12 protein-coding genes are annotated in these 18,635 nt (G+C 37.3%); 5 read left to right on the top strand and 7 right to left on the bottom strand.

Features of this window, described 5'->3' with window-relative positions:
* Positions 1–110: 110 nt before the first annotated feature.
* Positions 111–863, bottom strand: coding sequence for a methyltransferase domain-containing protein (locus SGJ10_03170; GenBank protein MDZ4757126.1), 753 nt, complete (start codon positions 861–863; stop codon positions 111–113).
* A gap of 11 nt (positions 864–874) precedes the next feature.
* Complete coding sequence (locus tag SGJ10_03165; GenBank protein ID MDZ4757125.1) at positions 875–2,374, bottom strand: thioredoxin-like domain-containing protein; 1,500 nt, start codon at positions 2,372–2,374, stop codon at positions 875–877.
* Between the two features lie 177 nt (positions 2,375–2,551).
* On the opposite strand from SGJ10_03165, the gene rpsT reads away from it, so the two are divergent.
* Positions 2,552–2,806: a 30S ribosomal protein S20 gene (gene rpsT / locus SGJ10_03160; GenBank protein MDZ4757124.1), complete on the top strand. Its 255-nt coding sequence runs from the start codon at positions 2,552–2,554 to the stop codon at positions 2,804–2,806.
* Between the two features lie 57 nt (positions 2,807–2,863).
* Here the strand turns inward: rpsT and SGJ10_03155 are convergent, their stop codons facing one another.
* On the bottom strand, positions 2,864–3,865 hold the full coding sequence (locus SGJ10_03155) for an amidohydrolase family protein (GenBank protein ID MDZ4757123.1): 1,002 nt from the start codon (positions 3,863–3,865) through the stop codon (positions 2,864–2,866).
* 326 nt (positions 3,866–4,191) lie between these two features.
* On the opposite strand from SGJ10_03155, the gene SGJ10_03150 reads away from it, so the two are divergent.
* On the top strand, positions 4,192–8,808 hold the full coding sequence (locus SGJ10_03150; protein MDZ4757122.1) for a hypothetical protein: 4,617 nt from the start codon (positions 4,192–4,194) through the stop codon (positions 8,806–8,808).
* 102 nt (positions 8,809–8,910) lie between these two features.
* On the opposite strand, the gene SGJ10_03145 is transcribed toward SGJ10_03150, so the two are convergent.
* From SGJ10_03145 to SGJ10_03130, 4 genes are read right to left on the bottom strand one after another with little or no spacing between them, the layout of a single operon-like run.
* Positions 8,911–10,167, bottom strand: coding sequence for a folylpolyglutamate synthase/dihydrofolate synthase family protein (locus SGJ10_03145; protein MDZ4757121.1), 1,257 nt, complete (start codon positions 10,165–10,167; stop codon positions 8,911–8,913).
* Between the two features lie 48 nt (positions 10,168–10,215).
* Positions 10,216–10,638, bottom strand: a complete 423-nt coding sequence (locus SGJ10_03140) for a DUF423 domain-containing protein (GenBank protein MDZ4757120.1) — start codon at positions 10,636–10,638, stop codon at positions 10,216–10,218.
* A complete protein-coding gene (locus SGJ10_03135) occupies positions 10,623–11,276 on the bottom strand; it encodes a hypothetical protein (protein ID MDZ4757119.1) in 654 nt (217 codons plus the stop codon). The genes SGJ10_03140 and SGJ10_03135 overlap by 16 nt, the downstream gene beginning before the upstream one ends.
* Entirely contained in the window at positions 11,273–11,602 is a 330-nt protein-coding gene (locus SGJ10_03130; GenBank protein MDZ4757118.1) for a translation initiation factor, read from the bottom strand. Before SGJ10_03130 ends, SGJ10_03135 begins: the two co-directional genes overlap by 4 nt.
* A gap of 23 nt (positions 11,603–11,625) precedes the next feature.
* Between SGJ10_03130 and SGJ10_03125 the strand changes: the two genes are divergently transcribed.
* From SGJ10_03125 to SGJ10_03115, 3 genes are all read left to right on the top strand, one after another.
* Positions 11,626–12,072 carry a GNAT family N-acetyltransferase gene (locus tag SGJ10_03125; GenBank protein ID MDZ4757117.1) on the top strand — a complete coding sequence of 149 codons (447 nt, stop codon included), beginning with the start codon at positions 11,626–11,628 and terminating at the stop codon, positions 12,070–12,072.
* A gap of 261 nt (positions 12,073–12,333) precedes the next feature.
* Entirely contained in the window at positions 12,334–17,373 is a 5,040-nt protein-coding gene (locus SGJ10_03120) for a C25 family cysteine peptidase (protein MDZ4757116.1), read from the top strand.
* 218 nt (positions 17,374–17,591) lie between these two features.
* Positions 17,592–18,527 carry an LD-carboxypeptidase gene (locus SGJ10_03115; protein MDZ4757115.1) on the top strand — a complete coding sequence of 312 codons (936 nt, stop codon included), beginning with the start codon at positions 17,592–17,594 and terminating at the stop codon, positions 18,525–18,527.
* Positions 18,528–18,635 lie beyond the last annotated feature (108 nt).

The following is an 18,635-nucleotide window of genomic DNA, read 5'->3' as shown; positions in this document are numbered from 1 at the left end:
ATGGTAATGCCGAACTACATCCCGAAAGCCCCGCTTAATCCCGATAATTATCGGGATGCGGGGGGATTAGTCCCTTTCTTTTGGACTATTATATATTGATTTCGGTATTACTACCTCTCCACCACAAAAATCATCCTATCACTTTCATGCTCATCATACCCTTGCAATTGGTAATTTCCAAAAACTTGTTTTACGTTAAAACCTACTTTAGCAAACATATCCAAGAAGTTTGGTAAAGTATATAAACGTACTTGTTCGATATAAGATAATTCTTTATTTCCATCAACAATATCAATGGTCTTAATAATTTTATTGCCTTCTGTTTTTTTATGGATATCGAAAGTTATTCCTTCTATATTTTGTACATCATTATATATATATCCATTTGCAAATTTTTTGATTATGGGAGCCGTATTAAAAAAATCCAATACGAAAATCCCATTGTCCTTCAACTGCTTTTTTACGGCATACAATATATTCAAATCATCCGATTCTTCCTCAAAATATCCAAAACTTGTAAAGAGATTGAATACTGCATCGAACTCATCTACTTTAAAAACCTTACGCATATCGTGTACGACAAAATGCAAAGCATCGTTCTCACATTTTTGGGCTTGTATAATACTTTGTTCCGAAAGATCTAGGCCAACTACATTATATCCTAATTTGTTAAGATGAATAGCATGTCTACCCTTTCCACACGCATTGTCAAGTATGGTAGCACCACTTCGTAATTGCAAAAAATCAATAAGTTTAGTTATAAAATTTTCGGCTTCTGCCACCGAACGATTCTTATATAATATATGATAATATGGTGTATCGAACCAATTTGCAAACCACTCGTTTTTATCTGAACTTAACAATTGTAGTATAATTAATTGAGTTTTAGTTCATGCGATAAGTAATCGTCAAGTGTTGTGCCATCAAGCTTTTTAGCCAATATTTTTTTGTCTTTATCTAATAATAAAATAACAGGTGTGCTTTTGATATCGTAGTATTTTCTAAACTCAGATATATTATAAATATCAATTACATTAATCCATTTTAAATCGTTGGCATTTATATATTCAATCCATTTATTATAGTCCGACTCCACACATACGGCAAACACTTCCACCCCTTTACTTTTCATTTTATCATACAAAGCTTTTACCTTAGGCATCTCGGCTTTGCAGTGGCTACAATCTGGATCCCAAAACATTAGAATAGTATACTGAGCTTTCACATCATACAAATTGGTGGTGCCATGTAGCTGCATTAAACTATATATTTTGGCTGAACGCGAATCGGGAATGGTGTCTGCTTTCACCACTGCCATAATCAGTTTTTCTAATGCCGAATCGTGCATCATCAAATTGGGAGCATTTTTATTGCACAATGTTGGAAACAATGCTTCTGCTTCCAATCGTGAGCGATATATCTGCAAGCTGTCTAACCAAAAAGCATCCTTATAAGTATAATACTTCAGAATTAAATTTACAGGAATAGCATCCATGCACACATAATTAGAACTTGCATAGGTATTGGTAAGATATTGTACGGTATACTTAAATAATTCCTTGGAAGATTTTGTTTTTTCAATCACATTAAATGCCCAAAATACAATACTATCAGGATGCATGATAACTAATTTATCAAAAAAATATTTGAGTTTGTTATGATATATGGGGCAACGAATCAAACAATCGCAAGTAAAATCTATATTGTCAAAATAATGCTCTCTATAATAGTTGAACTGGAAATTGGAATCCATGGGCCTGCCATCTTTATACAAAGGGGCGGGCGGCGGAATAATATCCTCCAATGATTTCATGATTTTTGCCGTCATAGAGTTTGGATAATCCTTGATAATATTTTTTCGCAGATTGGTTTCTTTTTCACTATAAAATTTTGCAGAATCTCGCCAAAGTGCTACCTGAAGCTTTTTTGCTGGGTCTTTTTCAACCTCTCTTATCTGAGCTTGAAATTTATATATACTAGAAGTGTACTCAGCCGAATTTGTTTGGTAACCAATAAATATTTCATTCTCGGGCGAGCCTTTTATCTTCATCTTTTTTATATTGTATCCAGTATCTGTTTCGAGACTGAAAAATTGTTCGTTCACTGCAAGTTCAAAAATTTTGGTACTCCCCAGCACTGTCATATATACGCCGCAGGGAAGTGGTTTGGCTCCTTTAAATACTGCCCATCCTTTTTTGTCCACTATAGCACTATCGGCTTTTACGGTATAGCCTCCATAATAATTGGCCAAATACATCATGGTATCTCTCATGCCTTGTATTCGTATTTTTATTTCATAGCCCGGTTTATCGGCAGCCTTTGATATTGGGATTATTAAAAAAAGAATGAAGAATGCATATATGGTTTTTTTCATGCGAATACGTTTATGAATGACAAGACAAAATTACGGCCAAAAGGTTGTACGGTGCAAATTCCTGGACAGATGAATTTATAATTGACTGACAGCCTAAAATAGAAATTTGGAAAAAGGTTTTGTTTTTAGAAGTTATCGTCTTATTTTTGCAGCCCTAAAAAAAGAAAAAACCAGAACATGGCAAATCATAAATCATCACTAAAACGCATCAGATCAAACGCTGTCAAAAGGCTGCGTAACCGTTACCAGGCTAAGACCACACGTAACATGATTAAAAAATTGCGTGACCTAAAAGTTAAAAAAGAAGCCAGCGAAATGCTTAAAACGCTTTACTGTATGCTCGACCGTTTGGCAAAAAAGAACGTGATTCACAAGAACAATGCTGCCAATCAAAAATCGAAATTGAGCAGACATGTTAACAAAATGAAATAAAATTTAGTCCGTAAAAGGATTTCAGAAACCCGTTCCAAGATATTGGAATGGGTTTTTTTATACCCCTTGTAATCCCAAGAATTCAATAGCAGTCTTGCTGAAGAGCTGTTCTTTGGCGTGTGTGTCCAAATCATTCATCTCATTAATAAATTTGCCGTGCTCTAAATCGCCCAGTGGGAAAGGGTAATCGGTGCCATAGGCAATTTTTTCTGCCCCAAACATGTTGATTAAGTAACGCAAAGCATCTTGGTCGTGGGTGATTCCATCAATCCAAAACTTACCTATATAATCTCTTGGATCTTGTATTTTATTGATATCGCACAAATCGGGACGACAATGCCAACCGTGGCTTACACGCCCAACAGTAAAAGGAAACGAACCGCCGCCATGGGCAAACATGACTCGCAATTTTGGAAATTTGTCGAACACGCCGCCAAATATCATGGAGCAAATGGCCAAAGATGTTTCGGCAGGCATACCCACTAACCAAGGCAGAAAATATTTGGGCATTTTTTCTTGACCCATCATATCCCAAGGGTGGACGAAAATGGCCATCCCTAAATCCTGAGCTGCTTCCCATAATGGAAAAAAACTAGCGTCATCCAAGTTTTTATTTTCGATATGCGAGCCAATTTCTACACCAAGCAAACCAATTGATTTGCATCTTTCCAGTTCCTGAATGGCCATTTGAATATCCTGCATGGGCAATGTGCCGAGTCCGATGAACCGATTATTATAATTACGCTGCACTTCCACCAAATGATCATTTAAAAAACGGCTCCAGTTTAGTGTATCCGCAGGTTTGGCCCAATAATTAAATAAAACAGGTACCGTACACAGCACCATTTTATCAACTTGGTTTTTGTCCATATCTATTAAAATAGCTTCGGGGTCCCAACAATTTTGCTGCACTTCTCTAAAAAATGTTCCATCATCCCTCATCATTTTTGCAGAACCTGGCGTATGATGGTCCATATATACAAAGCCACCATAACCATATTTTTTCTTAAGGTCGGGCCATGTGGCTGGGAGGATGTGGGCGTGGATGTCGATTTTCATTTTAGTATCTAATATAAAGTATCTAGTTTGCTAAGGGATCTTTTTTTGCAAAAGTAAGGATTATATACATTTATACCGAACTACATCCCGAATGCCCCGCTTAATCCCGATAATTATCGGGATGCGGGGGGATTAGTCCCTTTCTTTTGCACTATTATATATTGAGTGTCGGTATTAACTCTACCCGCCGCAGTGGGGTTAAAAAAGCAGCGTCTCAAACGTACCCATTAAAAATCCCCCACCATTCGCAAACAAAAAGGACCAATTCCTGTTACTATGAGAAGCATTTCTTAAATTTGTAATCCTATTAAAATTTATCCCTTTTCATGAACAGATTTTTACATTCCACTTTAACTATCTCTATAACACTTTTCAGCTTATGCGGCAAAGCTCAAAGCACTATACAGAGCAATAGCACAGGCAATTGGAACACAAGCGGCACATGGGTGGGCGGAGCAATACCCGGCGTGAATGACAGTGTTGTAATTAATAATAGCCATACCATTACAGTGGATATGCCCGGCAGTGGAAACAGCAAATGCAAATCCCTAGAAATTTTGAATGGTGGTATTATAGAGTTTCGTTCAACGACAGCAGCCACCTTGCAAATTGGCAATACTCTTAATATAGAATCTGGTGGTACACTTCGCACGGCATCGGGAACTAATATAACTGGCCACAGACTGGAAGTAACAGGCAACGTAGCAAACGCAGCCACACTTAATCTTAACAGAAACACACTGGCACTTGGCGGCAATATAACAGGTAGCGGAACCACCACTGCCGATAGCGTCAATACTTATATAGAATTAAACGGAAGCAGCGGTCAAACAATAAACACAACATTCAACAACAGCAAAATAGCCAATTTAAAAGTATATAATACTGCATCCATAACAAACAGTGTTGCAATTACAAATTCTATATTATTATATAATGGAGCATTGAGCTGCGGAGGCACACTCACACTAGGCAATGGCGGTACCAATAGTTTTGCTTATACCCGTGGCAATGGATCACATGGATCAATTACCAAAACCTATGGTACTGGTACTAATAATTTTACTTACAATGGCACAAGTGCTCAAACAACAGGAAGTGAGTTGCCTTCAAGTATTTCTACGGGAACACTTACCATTAATAATAGCAGTGGCACAGGAAACGGAGTAACCTTAAATGCCGCACTATCAGTAGACAAACTAGATATGCAAAATGGAACCCTGAATTCTTCTAGCAGCAATACACTCACCATTAGCAATACCAGTTACACCGCTGTTACCCGCACGGGTGGCTGGGTGAACGGCCCTATGAACCGAGCTATTCCTTATGGATTGGTATATGTGGACCGTAATAGGATATATTTATTCCCAGTAGGAAAATCTACTTACAATGGTTTCGAAATGGTATCTCCCGTTACTAGAAATTCCGCAACATTTACCTGCAACAGTGGAAGTTTAGTTAATACTTCAGCAACAGTGGAAGCTTTCGACAACCCCAGTGGTGGCAGTGCCGGTAGCAACTTCACAGCTTTAGCTACCAACCGGTATTGGAAATATTCCATAGGTTCCCCTACTTGCATATTTTTCAGTGCTGGAATTCGTGTATTTGACAGCACGGCATCCGACACCATGGCCATGGGAGCAAGTACTAGCCAAAGCGGAACCTATAATAATATCGGAGGGTTTTACTATAATAATACTTTGGGCGGCACGCAACCTATATATATGTCTCTATATTCTAATACTGCATATATAAGACTTGGTGGTAAACCTAGCCTTTCGGCTGGCACATATACTGTAGGGAATACTGGCAAAAACTATCAATCGCTTACCAGTGTAGCCAATATATTACATTCACGAATTATAACTGGTGATATTATATTTGAAGTATATGATAATTATAGTGCCAGTGACGAAATTTTTCCTCTGATTTTTTGGCCCTTTGTAGTTCGCAGTGGCGATTGGCATGTCACCATCAGACCCAACTCTGGCAACTCGTCCGATATACTCACCAATGGCGATCCATCGAGTAGTACTTGGCATGCAAATTATTGGCCCTTGGTAACACTAGAAGGAACCCGAAACCTAACTTTTGATGGGCGAAAAGGAGGCACAGGATCCACCCCTGCTTGGACTTTCAGAGATGAATCTACTACAGCTATAGGTCCAGCTTTTGAGTTTATTAATGATGCCAGAAATGACAGCTTGAAATATTTAAATATAGAAGGTCAGCCCAATAATGGGGGATTGATACACGTGGGTGGAACTTCTTATACTATAGGTAACGACAGCAATGCAATATATTATAATAATATTAGAAGGCGAAGCGATGTGGGTGGAACAACTTATTTATATGGTGTACACATGAATGGTGGTATGAGTACGCAAAAAAATGACCATACAATAATTGAAGGAAATAATATAGAAAATGCAAACCTTCGAGAAATATATATATTAGATAGTGCAATGGGCAATTATCTCACCATTAAAAACAATCACTTATATCATAATGTAAATATAACTACCAGCCAAATGGGTATGGAATTACAAACCAAACAGGGTCCAAAGAATATTGAAATAACTGGCAACTATATAGGAGGCAGCCAAGCTTATTGTGGAGGCGGTTATTGGTCGAATGCCATGGCAGGCACACAATCGAGGGGCGTTAGATTAAATGTGGATACCTTGAATACCTTGATATTTCATAATAATCATATCAAAAATTTTAAACTTACAGGAAGTAACATTGCTTTTTATTTATTGGAGATTACTAATGGGAAAATAGATATTACCTATAATGAACTAGGCGATACCAGTAACGACAGCTCCATCAATGTTTCTACAGGTGTTATTTTGGTTGGTATTTCTGCTGATAGTTTTACAAATTTGAATATATATAAAAACCAGATTGGCGGTATTTATAACAAAACAAATGCTGCAAATTCAATAAACTATGGCATGAAACTAAATTCTGTGTTTCGACCTCGTATAGAATATAATGGAATTGGGCGTATTAAGTTTGCACCGTCCGCTACTGCGAATGGAGCTCTTATTAACTATGGCCTATTTCATTCTGCTTCAAGATATATGGACTCTATATATATTAATAAAAATATCTTTACCAATTTGTCAGTATCTGATAATGGAACTGGAAATTCATTGTGCAGGGCTATTTATATGAATATGAATATTAGCAGTACTGGCTATATAAACTATAACCAAATTAACAATATTCAAAATTCGTCGACAGGCAGCACCGCAGGTCTTACAGGGATGTATTTGGAAGAAGGGAGTTTTAAAATATGTCACAATATGCTTACCATAAAAAATGAAAACAATACTAACAGTATAACAGCTGATGGTATTTTAGATATTTCGAATGGTGGTAGACTCGTTCAATTATATTATAACAGTATATTGATAGGTGGTAGCATAAGTAGCGGATCAAATAGTTCGCATGCTTTTAGGCGTACCGTGGGTTCGACCACTACCTTAAGAAATAATATATTTTACAATAAACGCAGCGGTGGAACGGGCAACCATTTAGCCATTGCGAATATAGTATCAACACCCACTACGGGGTGGAGTGCCACAGCCTCGATGCACAATTTATTGGCCACAAACGATACTTCAAAATTGGTGATGTGGTATACTACTTTAAAAAGCAATACTGGCTACCGAATATCAAGCAGCGGCGATAGTACTTCATGGATCTATACCACTTCCGACCTTCCAACGGATAGTTTGTTCAGCAACGAGAATCTCAATTTAAATATCAATACAAATACCAATTCTTGCTGGCTGGCAAATGGGAAAGGTAAGCAGGTAACAAATATTTACCCTGGCGATTACGGTGATTCTGCCACAGCCCGCAATACAAATATTATTGATGGAGCACCCGATATCGGAGCAGATGAATTCACACCAGCAACAACTACCACTCCCCCACAATTAACGGTAACAGGAACGCACGCCGCCAATGGAACAGAAATTTTCTTGCAAGGAGGTCGTAGAATTTTTGAGTTAACGTGGGCAAATACGGGTACTTTACCCACCTTGAACAAGTATGTATATTATACAGGCAAATGGCCAAATGATACCACCAATGGATTACATACCTCCACAGCGAAATACATGAACTGCTATATACGGATTGACACTTCAGGCAGCTCTGCGGGCAATAATTATCAGTACGCAATGAAGTATTATTATGATGATGCTTTGTTGGGAAAAATTGCAACCGAAGGGAATATAATATTGGTAAAAAAACAGACAAATATTGCCAGTACTTGGGATACCATCCGCACCACAACACGAAATACTTTTGCAAATAACATAACAGCCACAGGCAACAAACTTCGTAGCTTTAGCGAGTTTACTGTTACAGAAGATAATAATTTTGCATTGCCCCTGCTGTTCACCAATATTTATATACAGAGCACTGGTGAAAACAAACCTAGTTTGCATTGGGAAGTAAGCAATGATGGTGCGGTTGAATTTTACCAAGTGAAACAAATAGCAGAAGGTGTAGAAAAATTTTATAATACAATTCCCGCAGTTCGCATCAAAAATTCAGAGATATATGAAATAGAAGTTGAGAATACCAAAAGCTGTTATTATATAGAAGCAATTTCAAATAATGAAGTCTTAGACAAAACTATACTTCGCTGCAACGATAATAGTTCCTTGCTAAATGGTAAACTTAAAACATACACTGCTGGGAAAATATTATACATAGAAACAGAAAATACTGGTTTATATCATACCAATCAAGTATTTCAATTATATAATTTGCAAGGATGCGTGGTGAAACAATTTAATGTAATACTACATCCCAATATGGTGTCGAGTATTGATTTATCTGATATTTCGGAGGGACTGTATTTGATTAGTTATAATAATAGTTCTCAAAATATTTCTCAGAAGGTGATGGTGGGGAGATAAGATATATAGCGTCATTCTGAGCGATGTTTCGAGCGAAGAATCTTTATAATTCGGAGCCACTATCAGCAGATTCTTCAAATTGAGGCAATTCTCAGAATGACGTTACAGTTTCAAATACGTCAATAAATCGCCCACCACAAAAGTACTACCACCAATATAAATCATATCCTTTTCAGACGCATTTTTTAAGGCCGCTTCATAAGCTAGAGGTACTGTACGAAACGGATTGCCTACCAAATTAAATTTTTGGACCTGGTCATATAATAAGTTTTCATCTAGGGCTCTTGGTATTTGAGCTTTGCAGAAATAGTAAGTCGTATTCTTGGTGGGCAATATTGCCAAAACCCCATCAATATTTTTATCGGAAACCATACCCAATACTATATGCAAATGCTCTTTGGGTGTAGCATTTATTTGTACTACGATTTGCTCCATTCCAGCTACATTGTGTGCGGTATCGCATACCACAAGAGGTGCATCTCCCATCACTTGCCAACGGCCCATAAGTCCCGTATTTCTAATAACCTTACTAATTCCATCCAAAAGATTTAAATCGGAAATATGATAATTTTTCTGTTTCAAAACCTGAACTGATTGTACCAGGGTAGTTATATTTTTCGTTTGATAAAAACCACCTAGTGGAGACGAAATATGATACAAAAAATGAGCCTCCTTATATATATCAAATTGCAAATAAGCATGCTCATACTTTATATTTTTGATGGCTAATAATTCATCTGCAAAATATATAGTTGACTTATTTTCGTTGGCTTTATCTATAAATATTTTTTTTGTCGAATCTGTGCTTTCACCAATAACTGCAGGTATGCCCGCTTTCATAATTCCAGCTTTTTCTACCGCTATTTTTTCTACAGTATCACCTAATAAATCTGTATGATCCAAACCAATATTGGTAATAATACTCAAATCAGGAAAAATTACATTGGTGGAATCTAACCGCCCGCCCAATCCTGTTTCTATTACGGCTATATCTATTTTATTATCATAAAAGTATTGAAAACACAAAGCCACTGACCACTCAAAAAAAGAAGGCTCTATGGCATCAAACTTGTCTTTGTATTTTTCTACAAATGCTATAATATATTCCTTTTCTATTACCTGTCCGTTAATCTTTATCCGCTCTCTGTAATCGAGCAAATGCGGTGAAGTGTATAATCCGGTTTTGTATCCCGCCTCTTGCAATACCGAAGCCAACAGATGGCTTACTGAACCTTTTCCATTAGTGCCTGCCACATGTATATATTTTAAATGCCGATGTGGATTATCCAATATATTTAACAAAGCTATGGTATTGTTCAAATCGGGCTTGTATGCAGCTTTGCCAATACGGGTAAACATGGGCAAACATGTATATAAATAATCAATTACTGCGGCGTAGTCCACAAGCTATTCCTTTTTGTATAATTGCCACGCAAAACCGAGCCAAGCTGCAATAAAGCAGAATCCTCCAATGGGAGTTAATACCCCTATAGCAACAGGTATTTCAAATAATTTTATCTTTAAAAAAGTAATAATATATAATGATCCCGAAAAGAATAAAATCCCTGTGATAAAAAGTCGATATATATATTTGAATGAAATTTGAAACTGTTGCGTAACGATACCCAATAGAATAATAGCAAAAGCATGGTATATTTGATATCTTACAGCCTTATCGAAAATATCTAATATAAGAGTATCATTGGTTATATCTTTTAATCCATGTACACCAAAAGCTCCTAACATTACTGCTAAAGCTGCCAAAAGACATCCTGTTGTAATATATTTTTTTGCTGGTGATTGGTGCATGATATCTATTTTTTTACCCATGAAGGAAGCTCAAACCTCGAGGGGTCTATGGTTATATTTTCATCAATCTTTTTACATTCAGTAATAGATACATTTTTTTGTGGGTCGGTGGTATGAACCCGCACAGGGAATCCCTTGTATAACCATACCTCAGTGCTTAAATGCAAAAAGTTGTGGTGGCATAAGTATTTTTGACATTTTCGCCCCAGTATTTCCTCTTCCCCATCGGGCGTCCAACTAATTTCTTTTTTTACCGTATCCGTCATCAGCAAGGCGTTCAGCATCTGTGGGTCATAGTTACTCTCAAGCGTTAATCTTTCTTTTACAACCTTCTTCTCATTTTCATGTAAAATATATTTAAACCCGTTCATCTCATAGATAGAGGTCTTTCGCTCATCCATTATCACCAATCTAGCCCCATAGCGATCAAAATATATAGTTCTATCTAGCAATAACTGATTGCTGAAAAAAGATTTCATCGACATAACCCCTTTCTCTATTTCAAACCTTTTAATTCCAGGATTTATGGAATCCAGCTTCATGCTGTCAAGCACTTTGGCAGCAGAGTCTTGAGAATTTTTATCGCTGCTGGCACCATTGTTTTTGCATGCACCAAAGCATAAAGCAAAACAGGTAAGTATAATATATATATATTTCATTTAATTTGATATTTCAGTTCAGTAAGTTTTTTTATTATTTTTTCGGTATGTTTTCCTTGTATGATAATTTCTCCTTCCTTGAAACTACCCCCGCTACCGCAAAAATTTTTTAGTGTTTTGGCCAATTTTTCTAAATCTTCCGCTCTGCCTACAAACCCTTGCACCAAGGTTACAACCTTGCCTGCACGATGTTTGCTATCGGTAAAAATTTTAAGTTTTTGTTGCGTAGCTAACGGGGTTTGTTCTACTGCCTCACCTGCTCCTTCCTTTATAAAATCAGGATCGGTAGAGTATACAATACCATTATTGTTGTTATTTTTGCCCACAGAAATAGTTAAAACCTCTGCAAATGTACACCGAAAATGCACCAATAGTGAAATGCCCCGACAGCGAAATTTTATGGGAGCAATATTATCAGCTACGCTATGAGGTGCTACGCAAACCCTGGCAACAAATTGAGGGGAGCGAAATAGACCCCAGCGATGAAACATCGACCCACGCTGCTGCCATACTCAACGATGAAATAGTAGCTGTTGGCCGCCTGCATTTAATTGATGGAGATACTGCACAAATACGATACATGGCTGCAAGCCCTTTGATGCAGGGCAAAGGGATGGGTGGCAAAGTATTACAGTATTTGGAAGTTGAAGGAAAGAAACAAGGCGTAAAAAAAATTATTCTTCAAGCACGCGAAAACGCAATTAATTTTTATCTGAGCCATGGTTATCAAATTACTGGAGACGGTATTCTGCTGTTCGGTGTGATACCTCATAAGTGGATGAAGAAGATTTTGTAATTCTATAACTTTCCAAAAGTTCTGCACTTTTGGAAAATTTGTAAGGCTTGCACTACGAATTACACACAGCATATCTACAACTAAAATCACCAATCAACTGAAACGCTTGGTATTTCAAGGAATTTACTTTCCCCTCTAAACCTTTTCCCATTTTTTTCTGTCTACAGATTAATACCAATTTTCTTTATTTATTTAAAACTTACAAATCAAAATTTTTCTTTTTTTATTCCGAATTTCGTAGTATAATTTTGCACACTAGGTATGAAAAATAAATTTTACAAACAAATATTTTGTTTATGCTGTTCCGTGTTTATCATTTGCAACAGCTATTCTCAGAACTTACGTTTTGGTAACGAATGGATTGATTTCGGCAAACGTTACTTTAAAATTAGGGTAACCAGCGAGGGAATGTACCGCATCAATTACAGCGACTTTACAAATGCTGGAATAAGTGCCGCCGATATCGCACAAATAAAACCAAACAATTTTCAATTATTTTATCAAGGCAATGAGCAACCCATTTTTGTTTCAACTACAGGCAGCAGCATGGGCAGCAGCGATTATATAGAGTTTTATGGCAATAGAAATGATGGCGTCCTAGACAAAGCATTATATACAAATCCTGCCGACCAACCCCATAGTTATAGAAGTTTTTATACCGATACGGCTATGTACTTTATTTGCTGGGGTGGCAACACTGTTGGAAAAAGGTATACCGAAGTAAACAAGACAAACTATGCTAGTTATACTGCCGAAGCGTATTTTAAACATACCGAGTTATTTGCCTACTGGGATTTTTGGTATCGGGCCCCTACTTCTACAGATTACTTAGAACTGTCAGATTTCACCCAAGGCGAAGGATATATGACTGGATTGCTACAAAAAAGCAAAAAAAGCAAAGCTACTTTTAAAATGCTCGATTACGATTCTTCAGAAGCATCACCTGTTTTGGAAACTGAGTTCTATGGAAAATCGCAGGATATAAATGCTTCAAATAATATATTTCATTATAGTACTATAAAAATAAGCAAAGACAATAAAAAATTTAAGACCGTCCTTGATACTACCTTTGGAATGTTCGACCGTATGCATGTAAAGTTAAGTTTGCCACAGGATAGTTTCCATTTCGATTCGATGGTATATTTTATGGATACCGTACCTATTAAAAACTTAAAAGTCGACAACCAAGCCATTGCTTATATATCATTAACGTATCCACGCAAATTTAACTTACGTTATTCCAACTCGCTATCATTAAAATATGAGGGCAAAGGTGGGAACGAAACTTATGTAAACTTTACCAATTTAGCTGATAACGGAGCAGCCATATATGATGTTGACAACGGCTATAAAATAATTCCAACACTAAATGGAAACTACTTACAAGCTATTATACCCGGTGCTTCCGATATACGCAGGTTATATGTGTGCGGTAATAGTGCCTATAAAACGATCGAGGGACTGCAACCCGTTACGATGGCCAAGATTGATACCAGTGCAGGATGTAATTATCTGATGGTTTGTCACAAAAAACTGATGAATAGTTCTAAGGCTTTTAGAGATTATAGGGCAAAGGATTCCATAAATACCAAACCTTTATTGGTATGGATTGATGAATTATACGACCAGTTTTATTATGGCTATCATAGTCCATTGGCCATCCGCCATTTTGCCGACTATATGCTTACTTATAACAATAAAAAACCTGAACACTTATTGTTATTGGGCAAAGGTTATTTATATTATTTTGCTCGTACTTTAGATGCTGGTAAACAAGTATTTCTTAATTCCGACCTTATTCCCACTTGGGGTTATCCCGGTAGTGATGTATTTCTTACTTCGGGTCTTGATGGCACACAACTTGGCCCCGGCATAGCCACAGGTCGTATACCTGCTTACGACGATATGCATGTATATAATTACCTGAACAAAATTGTACAGTACGAAGGAGGCAGAAATAATACCGATGATGCATGGCATAAAAAGATTTTGCATTTAGGTGGTGGTATTAACGCTGGGCAAGCTGCCAATTTTAAAGCCGTATTGAGTAACTTACAAAATATAGCGGAAGGAGATTCATTGGGAGCCAGTGTAACTTCCTTGTATAAATACGAACCCCAGCCGGTTACCAATTCTTTCGCTAAACCTTCACAAGTATTATTGAACCAAGGATTGGGCTTTACTTATTATTTTGGCCATGGCTCTACTAATATTTTAGAAGTTGATTTGGGAGATACCCTTCTTGGTATTCTTAAGAATCAAGGGAAATTACCAGTAATGTTTTTTGCAGGTTGCCAATTGGGCAATTGTTTCGACCCCTATCAAGATTCGAAAGGAGAAGAATGGCTATTTGCACAAGGCCGCGGAGCCATTGGCTGGATGGCCAATACTGCTTTTGGCTTCTCATCCGACTTGGAGCAACTGGGCATAAATGTTTATACCCAAACCTTTAAAGAAAGTTATGGAAAAACTTTTGGCCAAATTGCTAAAAAAGCTATCGAAAATTATCAAAATGGGAGAACAGATGAATTTGCATTGATGCATAGCCGACAATTGATTTGGGAAGGTGACCCTGCACTTAAATTTTTCTCACCCAGTGGTCCCGACTATTATTTACCTACCAATGACAAGGTATTACCTTTTTCATTATCTATATACCCGCAAGGTATTACAGCGGTAAGTGACTCTTTCGCGATTAAAATTGATGCTTATAATAAAGGGAAGTCTACTAGCGATAGTGTAATACTTCGTGTAAAACGGATACTCCCCAATGGCCAAATAATTAATTACCCCGACAGTATTGTATTGCCACCAAAATGGAAACAAGAATATTACTACTGGATTAAATCGAAAGATGCCAGTACCCAAGGACCCAATACTTTTGAAGTAACTATTAATCCAACACCAAACCCAAGAATAATAGAGTATGCCAGTAAATATGGCAATAACAAAGCAACCTTAAAATATGATATCCCTGCTACAGGAGCTAATATTGTATTTCCCTATAATTATGCTATCGTAAATGAAAACCCTCTGAAATTGCAAGCCCAGCAAAGTAATTCCAAATTTGGGAATGCTGTATTTATATTCCAACTCGACACCAATTATCAATTCAAATCTAATTGGAATGTAAGTAAAGTAAATGCCTCACAGTTGGCCAATGTTTATATGAGTTTATTGAACCAAGACAGCACGGTGTATTACTGGCGTGTGCGGCTTGAAAAAGCAAATGGTATCGACACCTCTTGGCAAACAGGAAGCTTTACCTACATAAAAACAATATCCAGCGGATGGGGGCAAATGCAGACGCCTCAAATGTTTGGTGCTTCGCTTCATGATATATTTTTAGACAATATTGACAGGCGATTTCTTTTCAGTAGCCGCACCGGTAAAACTATTTCTATGTTTAGTACTGGCACCTCTTATTCAAGCAGGCCTTATGATGCACGTGCATACCGAATCGACAATGGCGGAGCGGTTGATGGAAACCTAGTATATGGTTGGGCAATAATGGCCTTGAACCCCAATGACGAAACTATTTTCAATTATAAAAATTCTAAATATAATGCGGCTAAGAAAGGTATTTTTAGATTCGATACACGCACGCAAGCGGGTATAGATGCTTTTGTAAAACATATAGATACCATACCCACAGGATATAAAGTTTTTATAATGAAAGGTGATAGCACGGGTGATTTATCAGCAGCCAATCAAAAACTGTATCCTTTGAAACAAGCATTCAAACTGCAGCTTGGCGGCGGTGGACTTATAGATAAACTTGGTGTGAAAGAAAATTGGCCTTTCTTATTAAAAGGTACCAAAGATGGTCCATTGGGAAGTGCCCGTGAACAAACTGCCGACCTTAGCGGGACTTCTCCCCTATCGCCCGAAAAACAAATTATTGGAGATTATGACCAAGTAGGTCCCAAACTTACCTTAGGTGATATGACTAGCGAACTTATAGGTCCTGCAAAAAAATGGCAAACATTCTATAAAGACAATGAAGCCAAAGACAATCCATCCGATTCTGTTTGGTATGATATATATCTATATGATACATCAGGAAATGAAATTCCGCTCATTGTCAATACTAATGAAAGCAGCTTGAGTTTAGACACAGTTGATGCCAACAAATATCCAAACCTACGCGTAAAAATGTATTATAACGATGATACACTTCGTACCCCGCAACAAATTAAATATTGGTTAATATCATACCAAGGTGTACCCGAAGGTGCCGTTATTACAAACCCAAGTCTGCCTTATGTTTTTATTCCCAACGATAGCGTTTCCGATGGCGATAGTATTACCATAGGTGTGGCCTTCCAAAACATTTCTCGCTATGATTTCGATAGCTTATTGGTTAATGCCACATGGACTGCCGCTAATGGCAATAACGCTGTTTTCTTAAACCAAACACTTAAACCATTATTAAGCGGTGATACAATTTATATAAAACAAAAATTGCCAACCAAAGGAAAATTGGGCAAAAACACTATTACGATATCTTTTAATCCCGATCATGCCCAAGCAGAGCAGTACTCTTATAATAACCAATTCTCCAAATCGTTTTATGTATTTACCGATTTAGAAAACCCGATACTGGATGTAACCTTCGATGGGCAACATATTATGAACAATGATATTATATCGCCCAATCCTTCTATACAAATTAGTGTGACCGACGAGAACAAACATTTCCTGATTACAGACCCCAGCAGCATAAAACTTTGGATAACTTATCCAGGTCAAGTAGAAAAAGAATTGGATATGACTAGTGGGCTGCTTACTTTTAGTCCTGCCGATGCAAAAAACCGTAAAGCAAAAATTATATTCACCCCCACCAACTTGCCCGATGGTTTATACCAGTTACGTAGCCAAGCTTATGATGTAGTAGGCAACGCCTCCGCTGCCAGCGATTACCGTGTTACCTTCCGTATTATAAACAAACCAAGTATTACAAGAATATATCCTTACCCAAATCCATTTACCACCAAATGCCACTTTGTATTTACACTTACTGGTAGCCAACTGCCCGATAATATGCATATACAAATTATGACGATAACTGGTATTGTAGTAAAAGAAATTTTCAAGGAAGATTTGGGTGCTATACATATTGGGAATAATATAACAGATTATGCTTGGGATGGTACCGATCAATACGGTGATAGGCTTGCCAATGGCGTTTACCTGTATCGTGTAAATGCAAAACTGAATGGCAAAGAAGTAGAGATAACTTCTAATAATGATGACCAATATTTTAAAAACGGAATTGGAAAAATTGTGATATTAAGATGACCTACAACGTCATGCTGACTCCGCAAGCTTGTGGAGTTCGAGCAAAGAATCTGCTGCTATCGAAGACATTATACCAATCTAGCTTGTCACCCTGAGTTTATCGAAGGGCGGACAAAACTAAGTGTACTCCAAGTCGTCTTCGATTAACTCAGACTGACATTTCCATCGAAACAGAAAAACACATATTTCAAAAAAAGATACTTATCATTGCCTCTCAAATGGCAAACACCCCTACCCTCCCACCACCATTACAACCTGGCGATACCCTTGCCATCGTTGCTACTGCCCGCAAGGTAAAGCCCGAGGAAATACAACCCTGCATTGATTATTATACCGCAAAAGGTTTTAAAATCATCTTGGGCGAACATTTATATAATGAACATTTTCAGTTTGCTGATACAGATACTGAGCGAGCATCAGACCTTCAACTCATGGTCGACAACCCACAAGTAAAAGCTATTATATGTGCCCGCGGTGGCTACGGTACCGTTCGTATCATTGATAAACTCAATTTCGACAATTATATACAAAACCCAAAATGGTTGATAGGGTTTAGTGATATCACGATAATACATAATCATATACATAATTTAGGCTCAGCAAGTGTGCATGGCCCTATGGCATTAAATTATACGCAAAATACAGAAAGCAATTTTTATATAGCTCAACAAAATTTAGAAGATATTTATCATATACTAATAGGTCAAAAAATAAGTTATACCTTTCCCAATCACCTGTATAATAAAACTGGCGAAGCACAGGGTTTCCTAGTAGGCGGCAACTTGAGTGTATTATATAGCATGAGCAATACACTTACAGATATAAATACTGATGGTAAAATATTATTTATAGAAGATTTGGATGAATACCTTTACCACCTCGACCGCATGGTGCAATGGCTGGACCGCAGCGGGAAACTCTCAAACCTAAAAGCTTTAATCATCGGCGAGATGGGGCAAATGAAAAATTTGGACCCTGCAAATCCCTTCGGGCAAACTGCTGAAGAAATTATATATCATACTGCTAAAAAATATAATTACCCTATATGCTTTGGATTCCCCGCCGGGCATGGTAAAGTGAATGCTCCTTTTGTTTTGGGAGCTGAAGTGAAAATAAGTATCGGCAATGAGGAAACTATCTTTGAAATGGTATAATACCCCTATCCTTTGGAAAGTTTTAAACTTTCCAAAGGGTTAAGTGATTACTCTATCATAACCTTAACCATTTCGCTCCCCACAGAAAGTATATACAATCCTTTCGGT

Source organism: Bacteroidota bacterium, assembly GCA_034439655.1.
Classification (GTDB): Bacteria; Bacteroidota; Bacteroidia; order UKL13-3; family UKL13-3; genus CANJUD01.
This window is presented reverse-complemented; position numbering and strand designations above follow the sequence as displayed.